Origin of the sequence: Roseibium sp. SCP15, from assembly GCF_040329435.1 — a bacterium.
In the GTDB taxonomy this organism is placed as follows: Bacteria; Pseudomonadota; Alphaproteobacteria; order Rhizobiales; family Stappiaceae; genus Roseibium.
Map to the genome: position 1 here is coordinate 206612 of NZ_JBDZYI010000001.1, position 21779 is coordinate 228390.

Here is a 21779-nt window from a genome sequence, read left to right on the forward strand (position 1 = left end):
ACGAAGCCACAAGAAGACTTCGGACGGAACAAAATGACACGCAAACAAAGAAGGTTGACCCTCATTGGATCAGCAGGAGCGGTACTCGCAGTGGCGCTTGGATTGATCCTGTTTGCCCTGAACGATCAAATCGTCTTTTTCCAAAGCCCGACGGACATAACGCAAAGCACGATACCCTCAGGCCAACGCATACGGCTTGGCGGGCTCGTTGAAGAAGGTTCCGTCGTCAGATCCGACAATGCCGAGGTGAGCTTCCGGGTGACCGACATGGCGAATGCGGTGTCCGTGACCTATAAAGGTATCCTGCCGGACCTCTTCAGAGAAGGTCAGGGTGTGGTCACTGAAGGGATCATTAGCTCGGACGGCGTCTTTGTTGCCGACAGCGTGCTGGCCAAGCACGACGAGAACTATGTGCCCAAGGAAGTTGCCGAAGCTCTGAAGGAACAGGGCCACTGGCAAGGCGGAGAGGGTGACGCCCAGTAGCGGCGTCGATCAATTGAAACAGGACGCGAACCTCCAATGATAGTCGAATTCGGACATTACGCGCTGGTTCTGGCATTAGCCCTGACGCTTGTGCAATCAGTGCTGCCTCTCTGGGGTGCTCTTTCGGGTGACAACCGTCTTATGGCGGTGGCTCCACCAGTTTCGATCATGCTCTTTCTGCTCGTTCTGGTCTCGTTCGTGGTTTTGACAGCTGCGTATCTCAACTCGGATTTTTCCGTCCTGAACGTTCTGGAAAACTCACATTCCGCGAAACCGCTTCTTTACAAGTTCACCGGTGTCTGGGGTAACCATGAAGGCTCCATGATGCTGTGGATCCTGATACTGGTGTTCTTCGGTGCGCTGGTGGGCATGTTCGGAGGAAATCTGCCTGCAGATCTGCGCGCGGCAACCCTGTCTGTTCAGGCCTGGGTGTCGGCAGGTTTTCTCCTGTTCCTGCTGGTAACGTCGAATCCGTTCATGCGAGTGGTCAACCCGCCGCTGGAAGGAGCTGACCTCAACCCGATCCTTCAGGATATCGGCCTGGCGATCCATCCACCGCTGCTTTACATCGGCTATGTCGGGTTCTCGATCACGTTTTCCTTTGCCGTTGCCGCACTCATTCTGGGCCGGCTGGACGCTGCCTGGGCGCGGTGGGTGCGTCCGTGGACACTTCTCGCGTGGTGTTTCCTGACCCTTGGCATCGCCATGGGGTCCTACTGGGCCTACTACGAACTCGGCTGGGGTGGCTGGTGGTTCTGGGACCCGGTCGAAAACGCCAGCTTCATGCCCTGGCTGGCAGGTACGGCGCTGCTCCATTCCGCGATTGTCATGGAAAAGCGCGAGGCCCTGAAAGTCTGGACCGTACTGCTGGCGATCTTCACATTCTCTCTGTCGCTTCTCGGCACGTTCCTGGTCCGCTCCGGAGTGCTCACTTCGGTCCATGCCTTTGCGACCGACCCGGCACGTGGTGTGTTCATTCTTGCTCTTCTTTGCATCTTCATTGGTGGCTCTCTGTCGCTCTATGCCTGGCGCGCACCGATGCTGAAGCAAGGTGGTCTGTTCGCACCAATCAGCCGTGAAGGCGGACTGGTTCTGAACAACCTGTTCCTGACGGCTGCCACGGCTGCTGTCTTCGTGGGAACGCTGTATCCACTGGTTCTGGATGCCGTGACAGGTGAGAAGATCTCTGTGGGTGCTCCCTTCTTCAACCTGACCTTTGGCCCGTTGATGATCCCTCTGCTGATGGCTGTTCCATTTGGGCCGATTCTCTCCTGGAAAAGAGGCGATCTGCTTGCGGCCACGCAACGGCTTTACGCTGCGCTCGGTCTGGCGCTGCTCATGACCCTGTTCACATTCTGGCTCTGGGGCATGGAAAAGGTACTCGCGCCTTTGGGAGTTGGACTTTCCGTCTGGGTAATGGCAGGTGCCGTTGCAGAGATCGTTACGCGCGTGAAGTTCTTTGAAATCGGTGCGAAACGCGGATTTGCCCGTCTCTATGGTCTGCCGGGCTCAGCCTGGGGAACGGCAATCGCTCACTTCGGCATCGGCGTGACTGTTCTAGGCATTGTAACGGCGTCCGCCTTCCAGGAAGAGCGCATCGTCACAATGCGGCCGGGCGACACCGTGGATCTTTCCGGATACGAAGTCACATTCGATGGCGCTGCACCCCGTCGGGGACCGAACTACACCGAGGAAGTTGGTCATTTCACCATCCGCAAGGACGGTGCCTATGTCACGGAACTCGATCCTTCAAAACGTGTCTATACGGCGCGTCAGATGCCGACCACCGAGGCTGGAATCCACACCTTCGTGTTCTCGCAGCTCTATCTGTCTCTCGGCGAAAGCAGAGGTGATGGTGCGGTCGATGTCCGCGTCTACTTTAAGCCCCTGATCACGTTGATTTGGATCGGCAGCGTCATAATGGCGTTCGGCGCGGCAGTCTCGATGGCGGATCGGAGGCTCCGGATCGGAGCTCCGAAACCGGCAGCCAAACGCAAGGCGGTTCCGGCCGCAGCTCCTGCGGAGTGACAGATGATACGCTCACTACTGACCACATTGGTTCTATGTTTTGCAGTACTTGTTGCACCTGCGAACGCCGTCACACCTGATGAGGTTCTGGACGATCCAGCGCTCGAAGCCCGGGCGAGGGCGCTTTCGGCAGAACTTCGCTGCATGGTGTGTCAGAACCAGTCGATTGACGACAGTGATGCGCCCCTCGCAAAGGACCTTCGGGTGCTTGTGCGAGAGCGCCTGGTGGCCGGTGACAGTGACGGGCAGGTGATTGATTACCTGGTCGACCGGTATGGAGAGTTCGTCCTGCTGAAGCCACGGCTTGCCTGGCATACCATCGTCTTGTGGGCTGCAGGTCCGGTCGCGCTTCTGGCGGGTTTTCTGGCAATCATCCTTGCACTTCGCAGCCGGACAAAGCGTCTCCAGCAGGTTGCAATGCCGGGTCAGTCCAAACTGTCCGAGGAAGAAGAGCGCCGCCTCCAGTCGCTGCTTGAGGACCGGGAATAACCCTGTCAGCGCTTTGCGCTGACGCAATCCAATCGGTAAGCGCAAATCTGCATCACGGCCTTCACACCAAGCCGTGATTTGCACGCCATGCCTTCATGCTTACCTCTGGCCAAGTGATCTAAAGACGGCAAGACTATCAAACTGGTTCGGGCATTTGACCCCGAGCCACTTGTAATTGCCTGTGGCATGACTGGAGGGCTGGAAGATGGTGAACCGTCCGCTGAAACTGGAATTCGATGGTGCCCATGGCGCCAAACTGGCTGCGCGTCTCGACCTGCCTGCTGGCGAAGTACGTGCATTTGCCCTGTTTGCGCATTGCTTCACCTGCTCCAAGGACATCCCGGCTGCCCGGCACATCGCCGGAACATTGGCGGCTGATGGTATCGCGGTTCTAAGGTTTGATTTCACTGGACTCGGCGGCAGCGGCGGTGATTTTTCCTCAACCGGGTTTTCCTCGAATGTCGAGGATCTGAAACTGGCAGCCGATTTCCTGCGGAAGAACTATGAAGCTCCGCAGATCCTGATCGGCCATTCGCTGGGCGGAGCGGCGATTCTTTCCGTTGCAGCTGATATTCCCGAAGCCCGTGCAGTGGTAACCATAGGAGCCCCTTCGGATGCCGATCACGTCATCCATAACTTCAAGGGAGCCGTTGAGGACATTCGAGCTCAGGGAGCCGGCGAGGTTGACCTGGCTGGTCGCACCTTCACTATTCGCAAGGAATTCCTGGACGACCTGGAAGCGCAATCGGTTCGTGACAAGGTATCGAGACTAGGCAAGGCGCTTTTGGTCATGCATGCCCCGCTCGATGAAACGGTGGGAATTGAAAATGCCAGCAACATCTTCATCGCTGCGAAACATCCCAAGAGCTACGTTTCTCTCGATAAGGCCGACCACCTTCTAAGCCGAAGCGAAGATGCAGCCTATGCAGCACGCGTGATCACAGGGTGGGTGAGCGGATATCTCGACAAGCCCGTTGCTGCGGAAGCGGCCGAGCCCAAGGACGGTGTCGAAGTGGTGGAAACAGGGCAGGGTAAGTTCCAGTCAATCGTCGTCAGCGGTCAGCACAGGCTCATCGCGGACGAACCGACAGATTATGGCGGACTGGACAGCGGGCCGTCACCTTACGGCTTTCTCTCTGCGGCCCTTGGCACCTGCACGGTCATGACGCTGCGCATGTATGCTGACCGCAAGGGATTGCCGGTCGAGCGCATTGGCACTCAGGTCCTTCACGGCAAGGTGCATGCCTCGGACTGCGAGGATTGCTCGGAAGATCAAAAAGCCAAAGGTGGCAGGATCGACAGGTTCGAACGCCTGATAACGATAGACGGTGACCTGGACGCTTCAACGCGTTCGCGGATGCTGGAAATCGCCGACAAGTGCCCGGTACACAAAACCCTGGAAGCAGGTGCTGCGGTGGTGACACGCGAAGTGCCGATTGAGGACTAGTTCCAGCTGAAGTTACGCAGGCGGTTACGCCGCCTGCGACTGAAGCGTGCTGAGCCGGATCTTCATGAATGACAGCAGACGCCGTGCGTCCTTGTCCGACAGGGACTTGTAGTTCTCGATCCAGTTTTCGACCGTCGACTGCGGCTGCTTGTTATGCATTGCACGCGCCCGGCAAAGCGACGCGTAGTCGTTGTTCTCAACGCCCATCGCACGGCAGAGCACAGAAATTCCGGTCGCGTCGTAGCGGACCATAACGTTGGTTACATACTTTTGCTCCAGACCGGCCATCTCGGCGAGCAGGAAGCAGATGTCGAACAGATTGTTCGACAGCGACAGCTTCGTGATGGCCTTGCTGAGCGAACGTTGTCCGGCTCGGATTTCCTTCAAGGTGGCTTTTGCGTTGATGCGCGTTGCTTTCCGTTCAAGTTTGGAGCTTGCCACCACCTTACTGGCTTCGTGGAAGAGGTCGCGAACAAGCTCTTCGTTGTCCGCACGCATCTGACGAACCTTGGCCTGTTGCTGTTCAGGCATCTGGTTGATCAGTTTTTCATATTCGTCCTCGGTGATATCCGAGCGTTCCATCAGGGCATCGCGGATCTTGTCGTCGCGCTCTGCGAGCTTGATAAGCAGTCTGGAGCCCCAGTCAGAAAACTCAGCACCCGAGTTAGCTGCAACCGACCGCTTGACCGGGCTTTCCCCGCGCTCCAGCAGAACATCGGTGACCTTCGCTTCCAGGTTTTCGCGCTTGGAGATCGCAAGCAGGTGACCCTGACCCATGGTCTTTGCCAACTGCAGTATGTCTTCACTCTTCAGCGCGTTGGATGAGGTCAGCATGGGGCGCGCGATGTCGATTTCCTCGCGAGCGAGGGCAGAGGCAACCTTGTGTGAAGTACTGTCAATCGGTGCGAGTTGTTCAGAAACTTCCTTTTTCTGCTCCGGTTCCATCGTGGGGAGCATGCTCTCCAGAACGGTATTGAACAGAGTGATTTCTTCTGTCTGATAACTGTCTGCCCCGGTTACGAAAAGCTCGGTTACATGCTCAACCAGCTGGTGGCGTTTTTCCGGGGTGCTATCTTTGGCAAGACTAAGAAGGTCGTCGATCATCTAGGGCCATCCGTTTTTCTAACGTCATGACTACCCCATAGACAGTTTACAAGTGGATAAAACCCAGTCAAAAATTCAGTACAATATGATTTTTATCCGTAATACTGACAATCTTAGTCGAAATTTATTTTGTTCTCTTGCCCTTGAGCACCGATCAATTGGAGGTATTTGTTGCAACGCAATAAGTAAGTGCAATTAACCCAGACAATCACAGAGTTTTTCTGTCAATTTGCCATTGCCATCTATGTGCAATCAGGCAGCCTGTTCCCGCTTTGCAGAGTTCAGCTTCGCCTTCATGAGCGCGAGAAGACGGCGGGCATCGGTTGCATCAAGCATGTGATAGTTGGTCAACCACTTGCTGCCGGTGCTTTCTGGAAACTTCAAATGCTTGCAGCGTTCCTTGCAGATCGCCTGGAACTCCTTGGCCTCGATGCCGGTCGCACGGCACACCGTTGCAATGCCGGTGGCATCAAAACGAACCATCAGATTGTGCACGTACTTGCTTTCAAGGCCCGAGAAAAAGGCGAGCAGGGCGACAGCGTCCAGGAGATTGTGTTCCAGTGCCAGATGATAGATAGCCTTGTTTAGCGTCGTCTTGCCAAGGCGAATACCCATCAACCAGGCTTTGGGACTGATCTTTGAGGGTCGTTTTGCAAGCTCCGACCCGGAAGCGATTTCCCCATCGTCCCGGAACAGGTCTTCAAGCAACTCTTCGTTTGATTTGCGCAAATGCCGGATACGGTCGCCGAGTTGTTTGGGCATGTCTTTCACAAGAGTTTCAAACTCCTGCATTTCCATCTCGGCGCCGAGGTTGGCAGCAAGGGTGTGTTTGACTTCCTTGCTGCCTCTCTTGATCAGGAGTTCGGAAATATTCCTGCTGACATGGTCACGCTTGGCCATCGCCAAAAGGTGCCCCTGGCTCTCGGTCTGGGCAATCTTGGCGAGACTTTCGTCGGTCAGGGAGTGGGATCGTTCCAGAATTGGCTGAGCAATCGGCAAGTCGTCACTCGCCATCGCTGCCGCAAGTTTGGAGGAGGTTGCCTGGACTTCCGCAAGACGCGTCGACATCTGCTGGCGCGCCCCTTGCTCAAGGGAATCATACACACCCTCCAGCATGTTGTTCAGAAGATGAGTTTCCTCAGAACCAGAGTCTTCACTTCTAGCAACAAGCAAGCCGGTGACGTGTTCAGCCAGCTCATGTTTCTTTTCTGAAGTTGTGTCCTTGGCAAGTTGAAGTAATGCGTCAGTCATGGTGATACCTTGTCACCACAAGTTTCCCTGAATTTTCTTTACAACCAATGAAAATTTGCAATGGAAATGTTGTGAACGACAAGATAACTAGTTGACCCAAGGGCATCTTTACGCCATGGGTCGGCTATGAGCGCTGTACCTATCCTTTATTCCTTTCGCCGGTGCCCCTATGCCATCCGGGCTCGCCTGGCGATAGCCTCCAGCGGGCAAACAGTCGAATTGCGTGAAGTCGTTCTCAGGGACAAGGCGCCTGAGTTTCTGGAAACTTCACCGAGCGCAACAGTTCCGTGCCTGAAGTTGCTGGACAGCGTTCTGGATGAAAGCCTTGATGTCATGCTCTGGGCATTAAGGGTTTCCGATCCGGAAGACTGGCTGAAGCCGGACAAAGGCAATCTGGAAGCGATGCTCAGCCTCATCGAAGAATGCGACGGCCCATTCAAGAAACACCTCGATCGCTACAAGTACCATACGCGATATGAGGGAGCGGACCGGGCGGATGAGCGTTCGGCCGCATCTGCGTTTCTTCGGCAGCTCGACAGCATGCTGCAAGATCAGCCATGGCTCTTCGGTCAGCGGTCTTCTCTCGCTGACTTTGCGATCCTTCCCTTCGTCCGGCAATTTGCAAATGCAGATCGTGATTGGTTCGACGGCGAAAGTTGGAACAACCTGAAAAGCTGGCTGACAGCTTTTGAGAGCTCTTCCCGTTTTCAGTCCGTCATGCCGAAATGGGAAAAGTGGCAGGACGGCCGCGAGCCGGAGTTTTTTCCTGCTGGTTGATCCGGACAATCTTGATAACCCGCGCCTGTGAAACTGTGCGCTTTCCAGGGTTTCGGAACGAGAAACCCGAGCGTCCGAGCGCTTCATGCAGTGGCGAAAGATCTTTTCTCAAAAGAGAAGCGGGTAAAAAAGCCAACCTTACAAAATCGTAATGCCACCGACAGGCGCTCGTAAGGCAGGCGTACCTATTTTTCTTCCTGAGCCTGGAACGCGAATCCCCGTGCGTGTTCTTGAAACGGCCGCAACGAATTTTGATAGAGGAAGAAAATATGGAAAACCGTCGGACAGTCTCTCCTTTGCGGTCCCGCCGTGCCAAATTGCTGGCAGGAGTTGTCGCGCTCGGCACAGCTGGTCTTTTGACCGCGCAAACAGTCGTTCCGGGCCAGTTGGCCCAGGCTGAACCCGTCCGTGTCGATGCAGCAGCGCCGTCGGACTTTTCTGATGTCGTGCGCACAGTAAGCCCCGCCGTGGTGAGTGTTCAGGTGAAGCAGGCCGCTGAGCCGCGCATGATGAACTTCCAGGGCGGCGATAATTTCCAGGAGTTCTTCAAGGGACTTCCGGAAGGCAACCCGCTGGAGCGTTTCTTCCGTGACTTTGAAGGCCGCGGTGGTGAACAGGGACAGAACCAGCGCCGTATGCCGCGTCAGTACGGTCTGTCGCAGGGATCCGGTTTCTTCATTTCCAAGGACGGATATGTCGTAACCAATCACCATGTGATCGACCGCGGAACCGAGTTCACAATTATCGACCAGAATGGCGATGAATATGACGCGACGCTGATTGGAGCGGACAAGCGGACCGATCTGGCATTGCTGAAAGTGGATGCCGACGAGGACTTCACATACGTGGATTTCGCTAGGGAAGCACCGCAGGTCGGCGAATGGACGGTTGCGATCGGTAACCCGTTCGGTCTCGGTGGATCCGTGACAGCAGGCATCGTATCTGCTCGCGGCCGCGATATCGGAGCCGGTCCTTATGACGACTTCATTCAGATCGACGCTCCGGTCAATCGTGGCAACTCCGGCGGACCTGCCTTCAACATGAAAGGTGAAGTGATTGGAGTGAATGCGGCGATCTTCTCGCCGTCCGGTGGCAATGTCGGAATTGCCTTCGCAATCCCGGCTTCGACCGCGCAAGATGTCATCATGGAGCTGAAGGATGACGGCACAGTTGTCCGCGGCTGGCTAGGCGTTCAGATCCAGAACGTCACCGATGACATCGCGGAAAGCCTTGGCCTTGGTGAGGCCCGCGGCGCACTTGTCGCGGAAGCGCAGGAAAACAGCCCGGCACAGAAGGCTGGCCTGCGCTCGGGCGACACGATTCTGGCTGTCGACGGCACCAGCGTGGAAGGTCCGCGCGAGCTGTCCAAGATTGTCGCGGCATATGACCCGGATACGTCGGTGGACGTCACCATCTGGCGTGATGGTGAAGAGCAGGACATCAGCGTGACGCTTGGTCGCCTGCAGGAGCAGGAAAAGGTCGCCGAGGCCCAACCTCAGGTCGAGGACGGCAAGACCAGTCTGGATGACCTTGGACTCGTTGTAACCACGAAGGCGAAAGCCGGACTGGAAGGTGAGGGCGTTGTCATCACCGAAATCGATCCCGATGGCCCGGCTGCCGAAAAGCGCCTGAGCACGGGTGACGTGATCCTGGAGATCGCCGGAATGAAGGTCAATGACCCGGCGGACGTCATGAAGGCACTCGACAAGGCTGAAAAGGATGGCCGCAAGGCGGTTCTGATGCGGATCGAGAGCAACAACAACACACGGTTCGTGGCACTTCCCATGAACCTTGCGTGATCAGGAACCGGTTCAGCAAGAGCTGGAGCCTGAGCGACAAGACCGGCTTGCCCTCTGCCCCCAACCCCGACGGGCCGGTCTTGTCCCAGGGTTTTGGAGATGAACCCTGATGGTCTGGCGGCGGCGCCTCACATCCATCGCCGCCGTCAGCCATTTTCTTTTTGTGCAACTCAAGGTAAAAAGGATGTCATGTTGCGGATTCTAGTTATCGAAGATGACCCGGAGGCGGCGAGCTATCTCGTCAAGGGTCTAAGTGAATTCGGTCACACGGCCGACCATGCTGCAGACGGTCAGACCGGTCTGCAGATGGCGCTCGACAGCAACTACGACATCCTGATCGTGGATCGCATGCTGCCGAAAATGGATGGACTGTCCATTATTCAGGAGCTGCGAAGAGAAGGTAATCACACACCTGTTCTCATCCTCTCCGCGCTCGGCCAGGTGGATGATCGCGTAAAGGGCCTGAAGGCCGGTGGCGATGACTATCTGCCAAAGCCCTTTGCCTTCACGGAATTGCAGGCACGTGTGGAAGCCCTTGCAAGGCGGCCGCAATCTGCCAGCCAGGTTGAGACCACATATCAGGTTGGTGATCTGACGCTTGATCGCATGGCGCATTCCTGCCGCCGCGGTGAAACCGATATTCCACTACAACCACGCGAGTTTCGCCTGCTTGAATATCTCATGCAGCATGCCGGTCAGGTCGTGACCCGCACGATGCTGCTGGAGAATGTCTGGGAGTACCACTTCGATCCGCAGACAAACGTGATCGATGTTCACATCTCGCGCCTGCGCGGCAAGATCGACAAAGGCTTCGATACACCGCTGCTGCACACCATCCGAGGTGCCGGATACACGATCCGTGACGCGGCTCACTAGGTTTACAAAAACGACAGCTTTCAAGCTGTCTCTCCTTTACATCGCCGTATTCACGGTGATGTCCGGCGTTTTGCTGGTGTATGTTTCGGAAAACACCGATCATCTGATGTCCGAGCAGGTCGTTCAGGCGGTTGATGCCGAGCTGAAGGGCTTGTCGGATGTGTATGTTCGCGGAGGTGTCCGCGACCTTGTCCAAACCATCGACAGCCGTTCACGACACCCGGACGCCAGCCTTTACCTGCTTACCGATTTCTCCGGAAATGCATTGGTTGGCAATATCGCCCGGCTACCGACCGTCGTGCTTGAAGAAGCTGATGGTGGGCTGCGCCGGGTCCGCTACACCCGGCTTGGTCAAGATACCGAAGACGTAGAACGTCAGGCCATGGTGCGCACGTTCGAACTGCGCGGAGGCTTCCGGCTGCTCGTTGGCAGGGATCTTGGCGAGCAGCTGCATTTCGCCAATCTTCTGGGCAATGCTCTCCGTCTCTGGCTCATTGTGGTCGTTGTCATGGCCGCGATCACCTGGCTGTTCGTCAGCCGCCGGGTCATGAAGCGCATAGATGATATCTCGGCAACCAGCCGGATGATCATGAACGGCGACCTTTCGGAAAGGCTGAGCATTGCCGGCAACAACGACGAGTTCGACAGATTGGCGGTCAACCTGAACGCCATGCTCGACCGGATCGAGTTGTTGATGCAGTCGATGAAGGATGTCACCGACAACATCGCCCATGACCTGAAGACCCCTTTGACCAGATTGCAGACCCGCATCGAAATCGCTCTGCGCGAGGCGAAGGGTGAGGAGGGTTACCGCGGCGCTCTGGAGGCCACTCTCGACGAAACCGACCAGTTGCTGCGCATCTTCAATGCCTTGCTCCGGATTGCGCGTATCGAATCCATGGCGCCGGGTTCCGTGGTGGAACCCGCCGACATGAATAATTTGATCGCCCAGGTCGCGGAACTGTACGAGCCTCTGGTTGAGGATGAAGGGGGAACGCTTGAGATTGACATGCCGCCAGACCTTCATGCCGACTGCAACAGGGACCTGATCAGCCAGGTGATGGTCAATCTCATCGAAAATGCCCTGAAATATGGTCGGCCGGAAACGGGTGCCTTGCGAATCCGGCTTGGCGGCAAGGAAGAAGACGGACGCGTGATCCTGTTTGTATCAGACAATGGTCCGGGAATTCCGGAAGAGGATCAGGCACGGGTGAAAGACCGCTTCGTTCGCCTTGAGGAAAGTCGGTCGGAACCGGGAACAGGTTTGGGATTGAGCCTGGTCAAGGCCGTTGCGAGCTTGCATGGTGGAGACTTGCGCTTCAAAAATGAAGATCCGGGACTTTGTGCCTGGATTGATCTGGCGCCGGTGAAACCGGCAAGCAGCGGGAGCGGGAATGCAGAAGCCGGCACAGGGCGTAAAGGGGAGCCAAACAGCGAATGACGGCGCGGCGGGAGCGCTGGTCGACCGGATTGCCGTTGTTCCGACAACACCTGAACCCGAAAGGGCAGGGCTTTTCCTTAAAGATCTGACCGAGCACCCCGAAGCTGGGGCATCGCTCGAGGCCCTGATCAAGACCAAGAAAAATCTCAAAGGCTTTCTGAGCGGTATCATCGGGAATTCGCCTTACTTGCGCGACCTGATGCTTGCCGATCCGCCCCGGCTGTTGAGCCTGCTGAGCGAAGCTCCTGAGGCACGCGTGGACCGTATTCTGGCCGAGGCGCCTGTATCCTGGACGGAAGACGAAACCGGGACGATGCGAGCTCTCAGGCTTCTCAAGCAGGACCTGGCGCTGACCTTGGGGTTGGCTGACATTTCCGGAGCGATTGATCTGGACATGGTGACAGGTTCACTGGCCGGGTTTGCCGATGCAGCGCTCACAGCCGCCATTCGCTTTTGTCTCAGTGATCTGGCGCGCAGAAACAAGTTCACCCCTCATGATCCTGAACGACCGGAAGTCGACAGCGGTCTGATCGTGCTGGCCATGGGCAAGCATGGCGCCAACGAGCTGAACTATTCGTCCGATATCGACCTGATTGTTCTCTACGACCCGGCGAAGGCACCCATGGCAGGGGGCGCAGAGGCGCCGGTTGAGTTTGTTCGCCTGACCCGACGACTGGTCAAGATCATGCAGGACAGAACGGCTGAGGGCTATGTTTTCCGCACGGATCTGCGTCTCCGCCCGGACCCTGGGGCAACGCCGCTCGCAATGTCCTTGCCGGCCGCACTGGTCTACTACGAATCTCTCGGTCAGAACTGGGAGCGGGCCGCATTGATCAAGGCGCGCCCCTGCGCCGGAGACATGGAGGCCGGCAACGCATTCCTGCACGAGATTGCTCCGTTCATCTGGCGCAAATATCTGGACTTTGCGGCAATCGCGGACGTTCAGTCGATCAAACGGCAGATCCACATGCACAAAGGCCACAGCGCAATTGCTGTTGCCGGACACAACGTCAAGCTTGGGCGCGGCGGCATCCGGGAAGTGGAATTCTTTGTTCAGACACAGCAGCTTATCGCCGGAGGTCGAAACCCTGCTCTAAGAGGGCGCCGTACACTGGAGATGCTTGAGGCGCTTTGCCAGGCTGACTGGATACGTCAGCAGGCAGTGGACGAAATGAGAGAAGCCTACCGGTTTTTGCGAGACGTTGAACACCGCATCCAGATGCTCAACGACGAACAGACACAGCTTCTGCCGAAGGATGAAGAGGGAATGATGCGGATCGCCGCATTGATGGGATTTGAAAGCCTTGCATCGTTCGAGAACGAGTTTTTGGGGCACCTGAGAAAAGTCCAGCATCACTATGCTGAATTGTTCGAGGATGAACCGGCTCTGTCCTCCGAACTCGGAAATCTTGTCTTCACAGGTGACGATCATGATCCCGGCACGCTGGAAACGCTTGCCGGACTGGGGTTCAAGCAACCGGCGGAAGCCGCAAGCATTGTTAAGGCATGGCATTTCGGGCGTTATCCCTGCACGCGCTCGACCAAGGCCCGTGAGCGTCTCACCGAGATGCATCCGGCTCTGATTGGCGCACTTGCCGCGACCGACAATGCCGATGCTGCACTCCTGGCCTTTGACAGCTTCATGTCGAAGCTGCCTGCGGGTGTACAGCTCTTTGCGTTGCTGAGATCCAATCCTCAGTTGCTAACTCTTCTGGCAACGGTCATGGGCGCAGCGCCAAGGATGGCTGAAACCGTCTCCAAGAGAGTGCATGTTCTGGACGCGGTACTGGATCCGGCCTTCTTCGGAGCAATGCCGAGTGTGGAGGAATTTCGGGCCGGGCTGGATCGGACGCTGGCGCAGGCTCGGTTCTACGAAGAGGCTCTGGACAGGGCGCGCATCTTTGCGCAGGAGCAGCAATTTCTAATCGGCCTGCGGTTGATTTCAGACACATTGACGGCGGATCGAGTTGGCTTTGCACTGGCGCGCTTGGCCGAAGTCGTCGTCGGTCGTCTTTTGACCCAGGTAATCTCACATGTCGGCGAATCTCACGGGGTCGTGCCGGGTGGCAATGTCGCGGTCGTGGCAATGGGCAAACTCGGCGGGCGGGAGATGACCGCGTCGTCGGACCTTGACCTGATACTGCTCTATGAAGCTCCGGAAGATGCGAAGCAGTCGGATGGAAAACGTCCGCTGGCGATCTCGCAATACTATATTCGCCTGACCCAGAGACTGGTAACGGCACTCTCCGCGCCAACTGCGGAAGGTTCGCTTTATGAGGTGGATTTCCGCCTGCGCCCGTCCGGCAATGCGGGACCTCTGGCAACGAATCTCGGCGGTTTCATCTCTTATCAGAAGAAAGATGCCTGGACTTGGGAGCACATGGCTCTCACGCGCGCCAGGGTGATTGCTTCAACGACACCCGAGTTCGCAGAGAAGATCTCGGAGAACGTCCAGGAAACTTTGACGCAACCTCGCGACAAGTCGAAACTGGCAGATGAAGTCCGCGCCATGCGGGCGCGGATCGAAAAGGAGAAGGGCACCAAAGACATCTGGGACCTGAAACAGGTCGCCGGCGGTCTGGTGGATATCGAATTCCTCGCACAGTTCCTGCAGCTGGTGCACGCAAGCGAGAACCCTTCGGTTCTGGCTCAGGGAACGGAACAGGCTCTGGAGCACCTCCGGGACGCGGCGTTCCTCGATCCAGGAGATGCAGAATTACTTCTGGAGGCACTGCGCCTCTATCAACGTCTTACACAGGTGCTGCGACTTGCATTGTCCGGGAAGTTTGATCCCGCCGAAGCTCCTGGCGGTGTGCTCGATCTGCTTGTTCAGGCATCTGGCAGCCCAACGTTCAAGCACCTGGAATCCGAACTTGTGGAACTGCAGGAAAAAGTCCGCGCAACGTTTGTCAGGCTTGTGGGGGAGGTGGAGGCGGTAGAGGGCTGATCGCGCGCTAGCCGTTTTGTTGCTCGTCTGCCAAGGGCAGTGTGAAACTGACGGTCGTGCCCTTCTTGACCTCGGATTCAATAGTCAGCTTGCCGCCGTGCAGTTCGACCAGGGAGCGCGCGATGGCGAGCCCGAGACCTGAACCCTGATGGGTTTTGGTGAACTGGTTCTCGACCTGGACGAAGGGTTGGGCGAGGCGTTCGATATCGCGTTCCGAGATGCCTATGCCCGTATCAGTTACTTCGAAGCGTAGTTTGTCGCCGCGTGGGCGCGCCTTCAGGGCAACCGTTCCGTTGTCCGGTGTGAACTTCACGGCATTGGCAAGCAGGTTGAGCAAGATCTGCTTCAATGCCCGCTTGTCGGCATGGACGTGAGCATCTTCGCTGACATCCGCGGTGACCGTAATATTCTTCTCTGTGGCGGCCCCTGTAACGATGCGTCCGGCATCGGCCGCGGACGCGGCCGCGTTGACGATTTCGGTTTCGATGGACATGCGACCGGCTTCGATTTTGGACATGTCGAGGATGTCGTTGATCACGTTCAGAAGATAAGTGCCGGAAGAATAGATGTCCTTGCAGTAGTCGGAATAGCGATCGGTTCCGATCGGCCCGAACATCTCCTGCGTCATGATGTCGGAGAAGCCGATGATTGCGTTCAGCGGAGTTCTCAATTCATGCGAGATGTTGGCCAGAAATTCGGATTTTGCCTTGTTGGCAGCTTCAGCGTTGGTCTTTTCTTCCTGGTACTTGTCGGCCAGATCGACCAGTTGCCGAGCCTGTACTTCAAGCGTTTTGCGAGATTTTTGCAGATCGGTAACGGTTGCCTTCAACCGCTTTTCCGAATCCATCAGCTTTTCTTCGTGCTTCTTCAGCGCGGTAATGTCAGTGCCAACGGACACGAACCCGCCGTCTTTCGTGCGGCGTTCGGAAATCTGTAGCCAGCGGCCGTCCTCCAGCTGTGCTTCGTATGACCCTTCCGGAGCGCCGCCGCGTTGCGTAACGGTCACCGGCTGCGGTGCGACTTCGGAATTGGAAGCCGCCGCCATGACATCCTTGTACGGCGTGCCGGATTTGACTGCCGAGTTGGGAAGGCTGTGCAGGGATTGGTAGTTCGAGTTACAGATCACCAGTTCGTTCTTTGCGTTCCAGAGAACGAATGCTTCCGAGATTGTCTCGATGGCGTCACGCAGGCGCAGGTCAGCCATCCGGCTTTGCTCAGCCAGTTGATGCTGCTCGGTGATGTCGATGCAAATGCCGATTAGGTGTGGTTCGGCGCGGCCTGGTTCGGACTGAATTTCACCACGGGCACGCAGCCAGATCCAGCTGCCGTCGGCATGGCGCATGCGAAAGGTCTCGTCGACGAGCGTCTCGCCACTCTCCAGAAGGTGTTCTGCCAGCCCCAGAAGATCGATGTCGTCCGGATGCGTGATGTCGGAAACATCGGCAAAACTCAGGATGTCGTCCTTGGGTTCCCTTCCGAGGAGTTCGTAGAGCGAGGAAGACCAGAACATCCGGCCGCGGGAAAGGTCCCAATCGAACAATCCGCAGCGTCCATGGGTGAGGGCGGTGTCGATGCGCGCACGCGTGGCAGCATACATATCGTCAGCATGCTCTGCCCGCGTCGCCTGGCTGAAGAAGCCGTAGACCACTGCCAGGAGGACCAGGGAGGTGCCGACGAAAAGGGTTACGTTGGCCGAAAGATCGTCGCGCCAGTTCGAGTAGATCGCGCTTTCAGGCTGTAGAACTGCGACCATGCCCAATTGGCCGTCCAGATGGTGAACTGTTGCCAGAACCTGCTCTGCACCATCAATGCCGCCAAGGTCGACAGGAACGGAAAGAACCCCGGCACGTGCACCGAAAACGGTCAGGGGCTGGGAGGGGGCGAGCAGGTCGGTGATCGGGCGGCTTTCCAGTGCGGGTCGAGCCGGAGCAGATGCAACGATAGTACCGGCCTGATCTGCGACCAGGAAGAGGCGGGCGTTGCTCGTGGCACCTGGTGGAAGACTGTCTGCGAGAAGGCGCTTGAGCGTCGTTCGATATCCGCGTTCGGGTAAAATCTCTTCTTCCGTGTTGAGCCTTGTCGCGACAACGGTTGCCATCAGGCTGAGAGTTGTCTGGGCCGCGTTTCGGGTCTCGGAAAATTCGGAAGCCAGGTCGCCCGTCCTGAACACCGCAAGGATCAGAATGAACAGAATGGCCAGGGCGGGAATGATCCGCCGCATAAGGCTGTCGGAGCGCAGCACGCTGTCTCGAAAGGCGCCAAGAAGAGTATATAGCGGCGAGCTGATGTTGCTCGCGCTTTTCTTCTGAATCGACTCCTTATCGCCGCGCCGCGCAGTTGCGTCGCCAGCCAGTGCTCGCGCCATAGGAAGTGTGCCTCAAAATCCGCCTCATCGGAGCTTGCTCCGAATCACTTCCATTTGAATCAAATCGTTTGTTTTTGTCCACCCCTGTCGAAGAAGAAAATGGTTAACGCGTATCCGCTTTTTCTGCTCACTTGTTAACCTTTTTCAGTATTTCGGACTATTGCAGGGTTCTGTCGACGATATCCCTACTGTCTCTCGATAGTTCTTCGCATGAAGAAATCTTCATGAGTGCAGTTTCCGCGAGGGCAGATCGTTGTGGATCAAGAGCTCGCCAGGACCGGAAACTGGTCAACAACCGTGAGGCAACTTGAGGATTGCGTTTGTCGAGTTGCAGAACAGCCTCTGCGATCAGTTCAAATCCTTGTCCGTCGGTACGCGCAAACTGAGTTGGATTGCCGGTGGCAAAGGACTGCAGCAGCGAGCGGACCCGGTTCGGATTGCTTGCGTCATAAAGCGGGTCGTTCATCAGATCTTGCACCTTTTGCAGGGTTTTGTCTCCAGGTGCAGTCGCCTGGGTCATGAACCACTTGTCCATGGCCAGAGTGCTTGTTTCATGTCGGTTGCGATAGTGTGCCAGCGCGGCTTCCTTTTGCTTCATGTCGTCATGAACGAGAAGCGTCAATGCAGCGAGCCGGTCGGTCATGTTGTCTGCCGTTGCAAACCAGTCCCAGACGATCTGCGCGGCATCTTCGCGGCCAGACATTGCAAGATAGTGCAGAGCCCGGTTTGAGAGCGCGCGTTTGCCGGAGTTCTCCGCGTCCGGCGAATAGTCACCCTTGGAAGCAAAGTCGGTTACAAAAGGCAGCAAAGCAGGAGCGTGTGAACGGGCAATGGCTTCCCGTAGCATTCGTCTCGCCTTCAGAATGGCGTCGGGATCAACATTCTTGCCGATTTCTTGCGCGATATCTGCTTCGCTCGGAAGTGTGAGCGCCTGGGCCCGTAGCGCAGCATCCAACGACGGGTCAGACAGCACTGCGCCGAAGACTTCAATGACGTCTTCCGTTGGCACGCAAGTTTCTTCCTGACGAATGCGTGCTGTCAGACGCACCAGGTCCTGCATTGCCAGGCTTTGTACGGCTTGCCAGCGATTGAAGGGGTCGTTGTCCTTGCTTGCAAGGAAAAGAAGATCTTCAGAACCCAGTTGCTGATCAAGCCGGACTGGAGCGGAAAAGCCGCGAAGCAGCGACAGGACGGGTGGTGTGGGGATGTTGTTGAATGTGACTTCCTGGCGGGCCTTGTCCAGAAGCAGGACGTCACCGGAAATCTCGGCCCCGGCATGGGACGCGACGGCGATGTCGTCACCGTTCGGACCAATAAGACCGAAGCGAAGCGGAATGACGGCCGGCTTGCTCGTTTTCTGCGAGGGGACAGGTGGAATTTCCTGGCTTAGCGAAACGGTGAACGTTTGCTCTTCCGGATCGTGCCTGGTCTTCACGGAAACGACGGGCGTTCCTGCCTGTTCGTACCAAAGGGCGAATTGGCTGAGGTCGGTGGCTGCGGCGTCTTCAAAGCACTTCAGGAATGCTTCGATCGTTGTGGCTTCACCGTCGTGCCGCTTGAAATAGAGATCGAGACCGGCGTGAAACTTCTCGTCGCCCAAAACCGTCTTGAGCATGCGTACGACTTCTGCACCTTTTTCGTAAACGGTCGCCGTATAGAAGTTGTTGATCTCATGATAGACGCGCGGCCGGACCGGGTGGGCCAGCGGGCCGGCATCTTCAGGAAACTGGTGTGACTTCAGCAGTCTCACATCTGCAATGCGTTTGACCGGACGGGAGCGCATGTCGGACGAAAATTCCTGATCGCGGAAAACCGTCAGGCCCTCCTTGAGACACAGCTGGAACCAGTCGCGGCAGGTAATGCGATTTCCGGTCCAGTTGTGGAAATACTCGTGCGCGATCACGGCTTCAATGTTTGCGTAATCCTGATCCGTTGCTGTTTCCGGGTCAGCCAATACGTATTTGTCATTGAAGATATTGAGGCCCTTGTTTTCCATCGCGCCCATGTTGAAGTCGGACACGGCAACGATGTTGAAAACGTTGAGGTCATATTCCAGGCCGTAAACCTCTTCGTCCCAGCGCATGGAACGCTTGAGCGAGTCCATGGCCCAACCGCACAGATCCTCCTTGCCATGTTCGACAAAAATGTTGAGCTCCACCTGCTTGCCCGAAACTGTGACGAACTCGTCAGGAACCTTCGCAAGGTCGCCAGCCACGAGGGCAAACAGATAGGCGGGTTTGGGGTGCGGATCGTGCCAGATCGCAAAATGCCGGTCCCTTTCAGAGACATCGCCGGCTTCGATCAGGTTGCCGTTGGCGAGCAGGATCGGGCAGCTTGTCCTCGGAGCTTCGAGGCGGGTCGTATAGACTGCAAGTACATCGGGCCGGTCGAGGAAATAGGTGATCCGCCTGAAGCCCTCGGCTTCGCATTGCGTGCAGAAAGTTCCGGATGACCGATAAAGGCCCATCAGCTTGGTGTTGGCCTCCGGATTGATTTCCGTCTCGATCGTCAGATCAAAGGGAGTTGCAGGCGGCTTCATGATTTCAAGCCGCTCGGGGGAAGCTTCAAACGCATCTTCGGAAAGCGCTGCGCCATTCAGTTTGAGAGCAGTCAGTTTCAGCTCATCGCCATCCAGAACCAGCGGTGTGCCGACGCTTGTGTCATCCTGTCCGGCGACGGTCAAAGTGGCGGTCACTCTGGTTGCGGCAGGATCAAGTAGAATGTCCAGATAGACCTTATCGATGCGGTATGCGGGCGGTTGATAGTCTTCCAGCCGGATGGCCGGCGCCGTTTCGGAACGCATCGAAGTCTCCTGAAATTGTTATGGACAAGCAGTACTTGGCATTTGATTACGCGTTATCATGATAGCGGAATGAGGCAAAGTCCTGTTTCCGCTTCTCAAAAAATTGCGGCAATGATGCACAGGGTCCCGTGAATTTGTGATGGGGTTTTGACCTTGGGCAGCGCTTTGTCTATGTGATGAACGCTGAAAGTTACAGGGACCTATTTTATGAGCCGTTTGGACAGTTTTATACGCCGCATGACTTCCCAGAAAATTTTGCTCGAGTATCTGGTGGACAAAGTCAACGCAGTTGAAGGTCCGGTGCTCGAACTCGGGCTGGGTAATGGCCGAACCTACGATCATCTGCGGGAAATTTATCCGGAGAAAGAAATCTTCGTTTTCGACTTCGCGATGAACTGTCACCCGAGCTGCGCCCCTGACGCCGAGCACATGATCCTGGGTGATATCCGCGACACGCTGGCCTTTTGCGGTCCTCGGGTAGGGGCAAAGGCGTCATTCGCTCATATCGACATTGGTTCGGCAGACCCGACCAACGATCTCGCCATCGTCAACTGGCTGGCGCCCCTGATCAACGAGCGGATGGCGGTTGGTGGTTTCGTCCTGACGGCACTCGAGCTCGATCTGCCGAATTTCGAGACGCTGGACAAACCCGATGGCATTCATCCCGGGCGCTATCACATTTACCGCAAAGCCTCGGAAGCCTGAGACCGTCCTGTTGAACTGAAGGAAATTCACATGACCGCGCCGTTGAAGGGCATCAAAGTTGTCGAGCTCGCCCGCATTCTTGCCGGGCCATGGGTCGGGCAGACATTGGCCGATCTCGGTGCGGACGTGATCAAGGTCGAAAGCCCTCAGGGCGATGATACCCGGGGGTGGGGGCCTCCCTTCGTCAAAAACGGGGATGGGGACAACGAGGCGGCAGCCTACTTTCATGCGTGTAATCGGGGCAAGCGCTCCATTACCGCCGATTTTCGATCAGAGGAAGGGCAGGAAGTTGTCCGCCGGCTTGTCGCTGAAGCCGATATCCTGGTCGAGAATTTCAAGGTCGGCGGTCTGGAAAAATACGGTCTTGATTATGAGAGCCTGAAGCAGGTCAACCCGCAACTGATCTATTGTTCCGTTACCGGCTTTGGTCAGGATGGTCCCTATGCGCACCGGGCAGGTTACGACTTTATGATCCAGGGCATGGGTGGCATCATGGATCTGACCGGGGACCCTGAAGGTGACCCGCAAAAGATCGGCGTCGCCTTTGCCGATATTTTCACCGGGCTCTATGGCGTCATCGGCGTTTTGGCTGCCCTGCGACGGCGGGATGCAACCGGGGAGGGCGAATGGATCGACATGGCTCTTCTCGATGCGCAGGTTGGGGTGCTGGCCAATCAGGCACTCAACTACTTCGTCTCAGGCAACGCTCCCAGGCGTCTTGGCAACGCGCATCCGAACATCGTGCCCTATCAGGTCTTCCCGGCAAAAGACGGTCACCTGATCATTGCCGTTGGCAATGACGGCCAGTACCAGCGGCTTTGCAGTGTGCTGGGATTACCCGATTTTGCGCAGAATCCGAAGTTCAAGACCAACGCGGGCCGCGTTGCTTCCCGCTCTGAGTTGATCCCCATCCTGACAGCTGAAACAGCGACGCGTATGCGCGACGATCTTCTCGCTGCACTAGAACTGGAAGGTGTTCCGGCAGGACCGATCAATTCCGTCGAAGACGTATTTAACGATCCGCAGGTGCAGCATCGCGGACTTAAGGTTGAATTGCCGGCGAACGGCGTGAACGGCGGAACAGTTGCTTCCGTTCGTACTCCCATCAAGTTCACCAATGGTGAGCTTGTTCTGGATCGTGCCGCCCCGTCCTTGGGTGAACACACCGAGGAAATCTTGAGTGAACTGGGGCTGAAGCCCGGGCACTGATCCGCGATCTATCACCGCGACAAAAAGCATATGCAGACATTACGGCAAATCTCCC

15 protein-coding genes are annotated in these 21779 nt (G+C 56.6%); 11 read left to right on the plus strand and 4 right to left on the minus strand.

Going from position 1 to position 21779, the window contains the following annotated elements:
* Positions 1 to 33 precede the first annotated feature (33 nt).
* The 4 genes from ccmE (at position 34) to ABLO27_RS00995 (ending at position 4447) form a co-directional block, all read left to right on the plus strand.
* A complete protein-coding gene (ccmE, locus tag ABLO27_RS00980) occupies positions 34 to 483 on the plus strand; it encodes a cytochrome c maturation protein CcmE (RefSeq protein ID WP_353029916.1) in 450 nt (149 codons plus the stop codon).
* A 36-nt stretch (positions 484 to 519) separates the two neighbouring features.
* Positions 520 to 2511 (plus strand): heme lyase CcmF/NrfE family subunit, encoded by a 1992-nt coding sequence (locus tag ABLO27_RS00985; protein WP_353029917.1) that lies wholly within the window; start codon positions 520 to 522, stop codon positions 2509 to 2511.
* A gap of 3 nt (positions 2512 to 2514) precedes the next feature.
* The gene (locus tag ABLO27_RS00990; RefSeq protein WP_353029918.1) at positions 2515 to 3000 is read left to right on the plus strand and encodes a cytochrome c-type biogenesis protein; all 486 of its coding nucleotides are present in this window, start codon (positions 2515 to 2517) and stop codon (positions 2998 to 3000) included.
* Between the two features lie 205 nt (positions 3001 to 3205).
* The gene (locus ABLO27_RS00995; RefSeq protein WP_353029919.1) at positions 3206 to 4447 is read left to right on the plus strand and encodes a bifunctional alpha/beta hydrolase/OsmC family protein; all 1242 of its coding nucleotides are present in this window, start codon (positions 3206 to 3208) and stop codon (positions 4445 to 4447) included.
* Between the two features lie 24 nt (positions 4448 to 4471).
* Here the strand turns inward: ABLO27_RS00995 and ABLO27_RS01000 are convergent, their stop codons facing one another.
* Positions 4472 to 5551: a DUF2336 domain-containing protein gene (locus tag ABLO27_RS01000; RefSeq protein ID WP_353029920.1), complete on the minus strand. Its 1080-nt coding sequence runs from the start codon at positions 5549 to 5551 to the stop codon at positions 4472 to 4474.
* Between the two features lie 252 nt (positions 5552 to 5803).
* The gene (locus tag ABLO27_RS01005) at positions 5804 to 6802 is read right to left on the minus strand and encodes a DUF2336 domain-containing protein (RefSeq protein WP_353029921.1); all 999 of its coding nucleotides are present in this window, start codon (positions 6800 to 6802) and stop codon (positions 5804 to 5806) included.
* 126 nt (positions 6803 to 6928) lie between these two features.
* Between ABLO27_RS01005 and ABLO27_RS01010 the strand changes: the two genes are divergently transcribed.
* The 5 genes from ABLO27_RS01010 to ABLO27_RS01030 all read left to right on the plus strand — a co-directional run bounded on the left by ABLO27_RS01010 (position 6929) and on the right by ABLO27_RS01030 (position 14642).
* The gene (locus tag ABLO27_RS01010; RefSeq protein ID WP_353029922.1) at positions 6929 to 7579 is read left to right on the plus strand and encodes a glutathione S-transferase; all 651 of its coding nucleotides are present in this window, start codon (positions 6929 to 6931) and stop codon (positions 7577 to 7579) included.
* Between the two features lie 269 nt (positions 7580 to 7848).
* Entirely contained in the window at positions 7849 to 9378 is a 1530-nt protein-coding gene (locus ABLO27_RS01015) for a Do family serine endopeptidase (protein ID WP_353029923.1), read from the plus strand.
* Positions 9379 to 9567: 189 nt separating this feature from the next.
* The gene (locus tag ABLO27_RS01020) at positions 9568 to 10254 is read left to right on the plus strand and encodes a response regulator transcription factor (RefSeq protein WP_353029924.1); all 687 of its coding nucleotides are present in this window, start codon (positions 9568 to 9570) and stop codon (positions 10252 to 10254) included.
* Positions 10238 to 11695: a sensor histidine kinase gene (locus ABLO27_RS01025; protein ID WP_353029925.1), complete on the plus strand. Its 1458-nt coding sequence runs from the start codon at positions 10238 to 10240 to the stop codon at positions 11693 to 11695. Before ABLO27_RS01020 ends, ABLO27_RS01025 begins: the two co-directional genes overlap by 17 nt.
* Complete coding sequence (locus tag ABLO27_RS01030) at positions 11649 to 14642, plus strand: bifunctional [glutamine synthetase] adenylyltransferase/[glutamine synthetase]-adenylyl-L-tyrosine phosphorylase (protein WP_353029926.1); 2994 nt, start codon at positions 11649 to 11651, stop codon at positions 14640 to 14642. Before ABLO27_RS01025 ends, ABLO27_RS01030 begins: the two co-directional genes overlap by 47 nt.
* A 7-nt stretch (positions 14643 to 14649) precedes the next feature.
* On the opposite strand, the gene ABLO27_RS01035 is transcribed toward ABLO27_RS01030, so the two are convergent.
* Together ABLO27_RS01035 and pepN are read right to left on the minus strand one after the other, a co-directional pair.
* Positions 14650 to 17007: a PAS domain-containing sensor histidine kinase gene (locus ABLO27_RS01035; RefSeq protein ID WP_353029927.1), complete on the minus strand. Its 2358-nt coding sequence runs from the start codon at positions 17005 to 17007 to the stop codon at positions 14650 to 14652.
* A 157-nt stretch (positions 17008 to 17164) separates the two neighbouring features.
* Complete coding sequence (gene pepN / locus ABLO27_RS01040) at positions 17165 to 19810, minus strand: aminopeptidase N (RefSeq protein WP_353029928.1); 2646 nt, start codon at positions 19808 to 19810, stop codon at positions 17165 to 17167.
* Between the two features lie 207 nt (positions 19811 to 20017).
* Between pepN and ABLO27_RS01045 the strand changes: the two genes are divergently transcribed.
* Both ABLO27_RS01045 and ABLO27_RS01050 read left to right on the plus strand, forming a co-directional pair.
* Complete coding sequence (locus ABLO27_RS01045) at positions 20018 to 20515, plus strand: class I SAM-dependent methyltransferase (protein WP_353029929.1); 498 nt, start codon at positions 20018 to 20020, stop codon at positions 20513 to 20515.
* A 30-nt stretch (positions 20516 to 20545) separates the two neighbouring features.
* On the plus strand, positions 20546 to 21724 hold the full coding sequence (locus ABLO27_RS01050; RefSeq protein WP_353029930.1) for a CaiB/BaiF CoA transferase family protein: 1179 nt from the start codon (positions 20546 to 20548) through the stop codon (positions 21722 to 21724).
* Positions 21725 to 21779 lie beyond the last annotated feature (55 nt).

Bases quoted from the DNA above. Each gene is read 5' to 3' on its own strand.
- ccmE (WP_353029916.1), top strand. From the start codon at position 34: ATGACACGCAAACAAAGAAGGTTGACCCTCATTGGATCAGCAGGAGCG.
- ABLO27_RS01030 (WP_353029926.1), top strand. From the start codon at position 11,649: ATGCAGAAGCCGGCACAGGGCGTAAAGGGGAGCCAAACAGCGAATGAC.
- ABLO27_RS00990 (WP_353029918.1), top strand. From the start codon at position 2,515: ATGATACGCTCACTACTGACCACATTGGTTCTATGTTTTGCAGTACTT.
- ABLO27_RS01010 (WP_353029922.1), top strand. From the start codon at position 6,929: ATGAGCGCTGTACCTATCCTTTATTCCTTTCGCCGGTGCCCCTATGCC.
- pepN (WP_353029928.1), bottom strand. From the start codon at position 19,810: ATGCGTTCCGAAACGGCGCCGGCCATCCGGCTGGAAGACTATCAACCG.
- ABLO27_RS01005 (WP_353029921.1), bottom strand. From the start codon at position 6,802: ATGACTGACGCATTACTTCAACTTGCCAAGGACACAACTTCAGAAAAG.
- ABLO27_RS01045 (WP_353029929.1), top strand. From the start codon at position 20,018: ATGAGCCGTTTGGACAGTTTTATACGCCGCATGACTTCCCAGAAAATT.
- ABLO27_RS01035 (WP_353029927.1), bottom strand. From the start codon at position 17,007: ATGGCGCGAGCACTGGCTGGCGACGCAACTGCGCGGCGCGGCGATAAG.
- ABLO27_RS01050 (WP_353029930.1), top strand. From the start codon at position 20,546: ATGACCGCGCCGTTGAAGGGCATCAAAGTTGTCGAGCTCGCCCGCATT.
- ABLO27_RS00985 (WP_353029917.1), top strand. From the start codon at position 520: ATGATAGTCGAATTCGGACATTACGCGCTGGTTCTGGCATTAGCCCTG.
- ABLO27_RS01015 (WP_353029923.1), top strand. From the start codon at position 7,849: ATGGAAAACCGTCGGACAGTCTCTCCTTTGCGGTCCCGCCGTGCCAAA.
- ABLO27_RS01000 (WP_353029920.1), bottom strand. From the start codon at position 5,551: ATGATCGACGACCTTCTTAGTCTTGCCAAAGATAGCACCCCGGAAAAA.
- ABLO27_RS01020 (WP_353029924.1), top strand. From the start codon at position 9,568: ATGTTGCGGATTCTAGTTATCGAAGATGACCCGGAGGCGGCGAGCTAT.
- ABLO27_RS00995 (WP_353029919.1), top strand. From the start codon at position 3,206: ATGGTGAACCGTCCGCTGAAACTGGAATTCGATGGTGCCCATGGCGCC.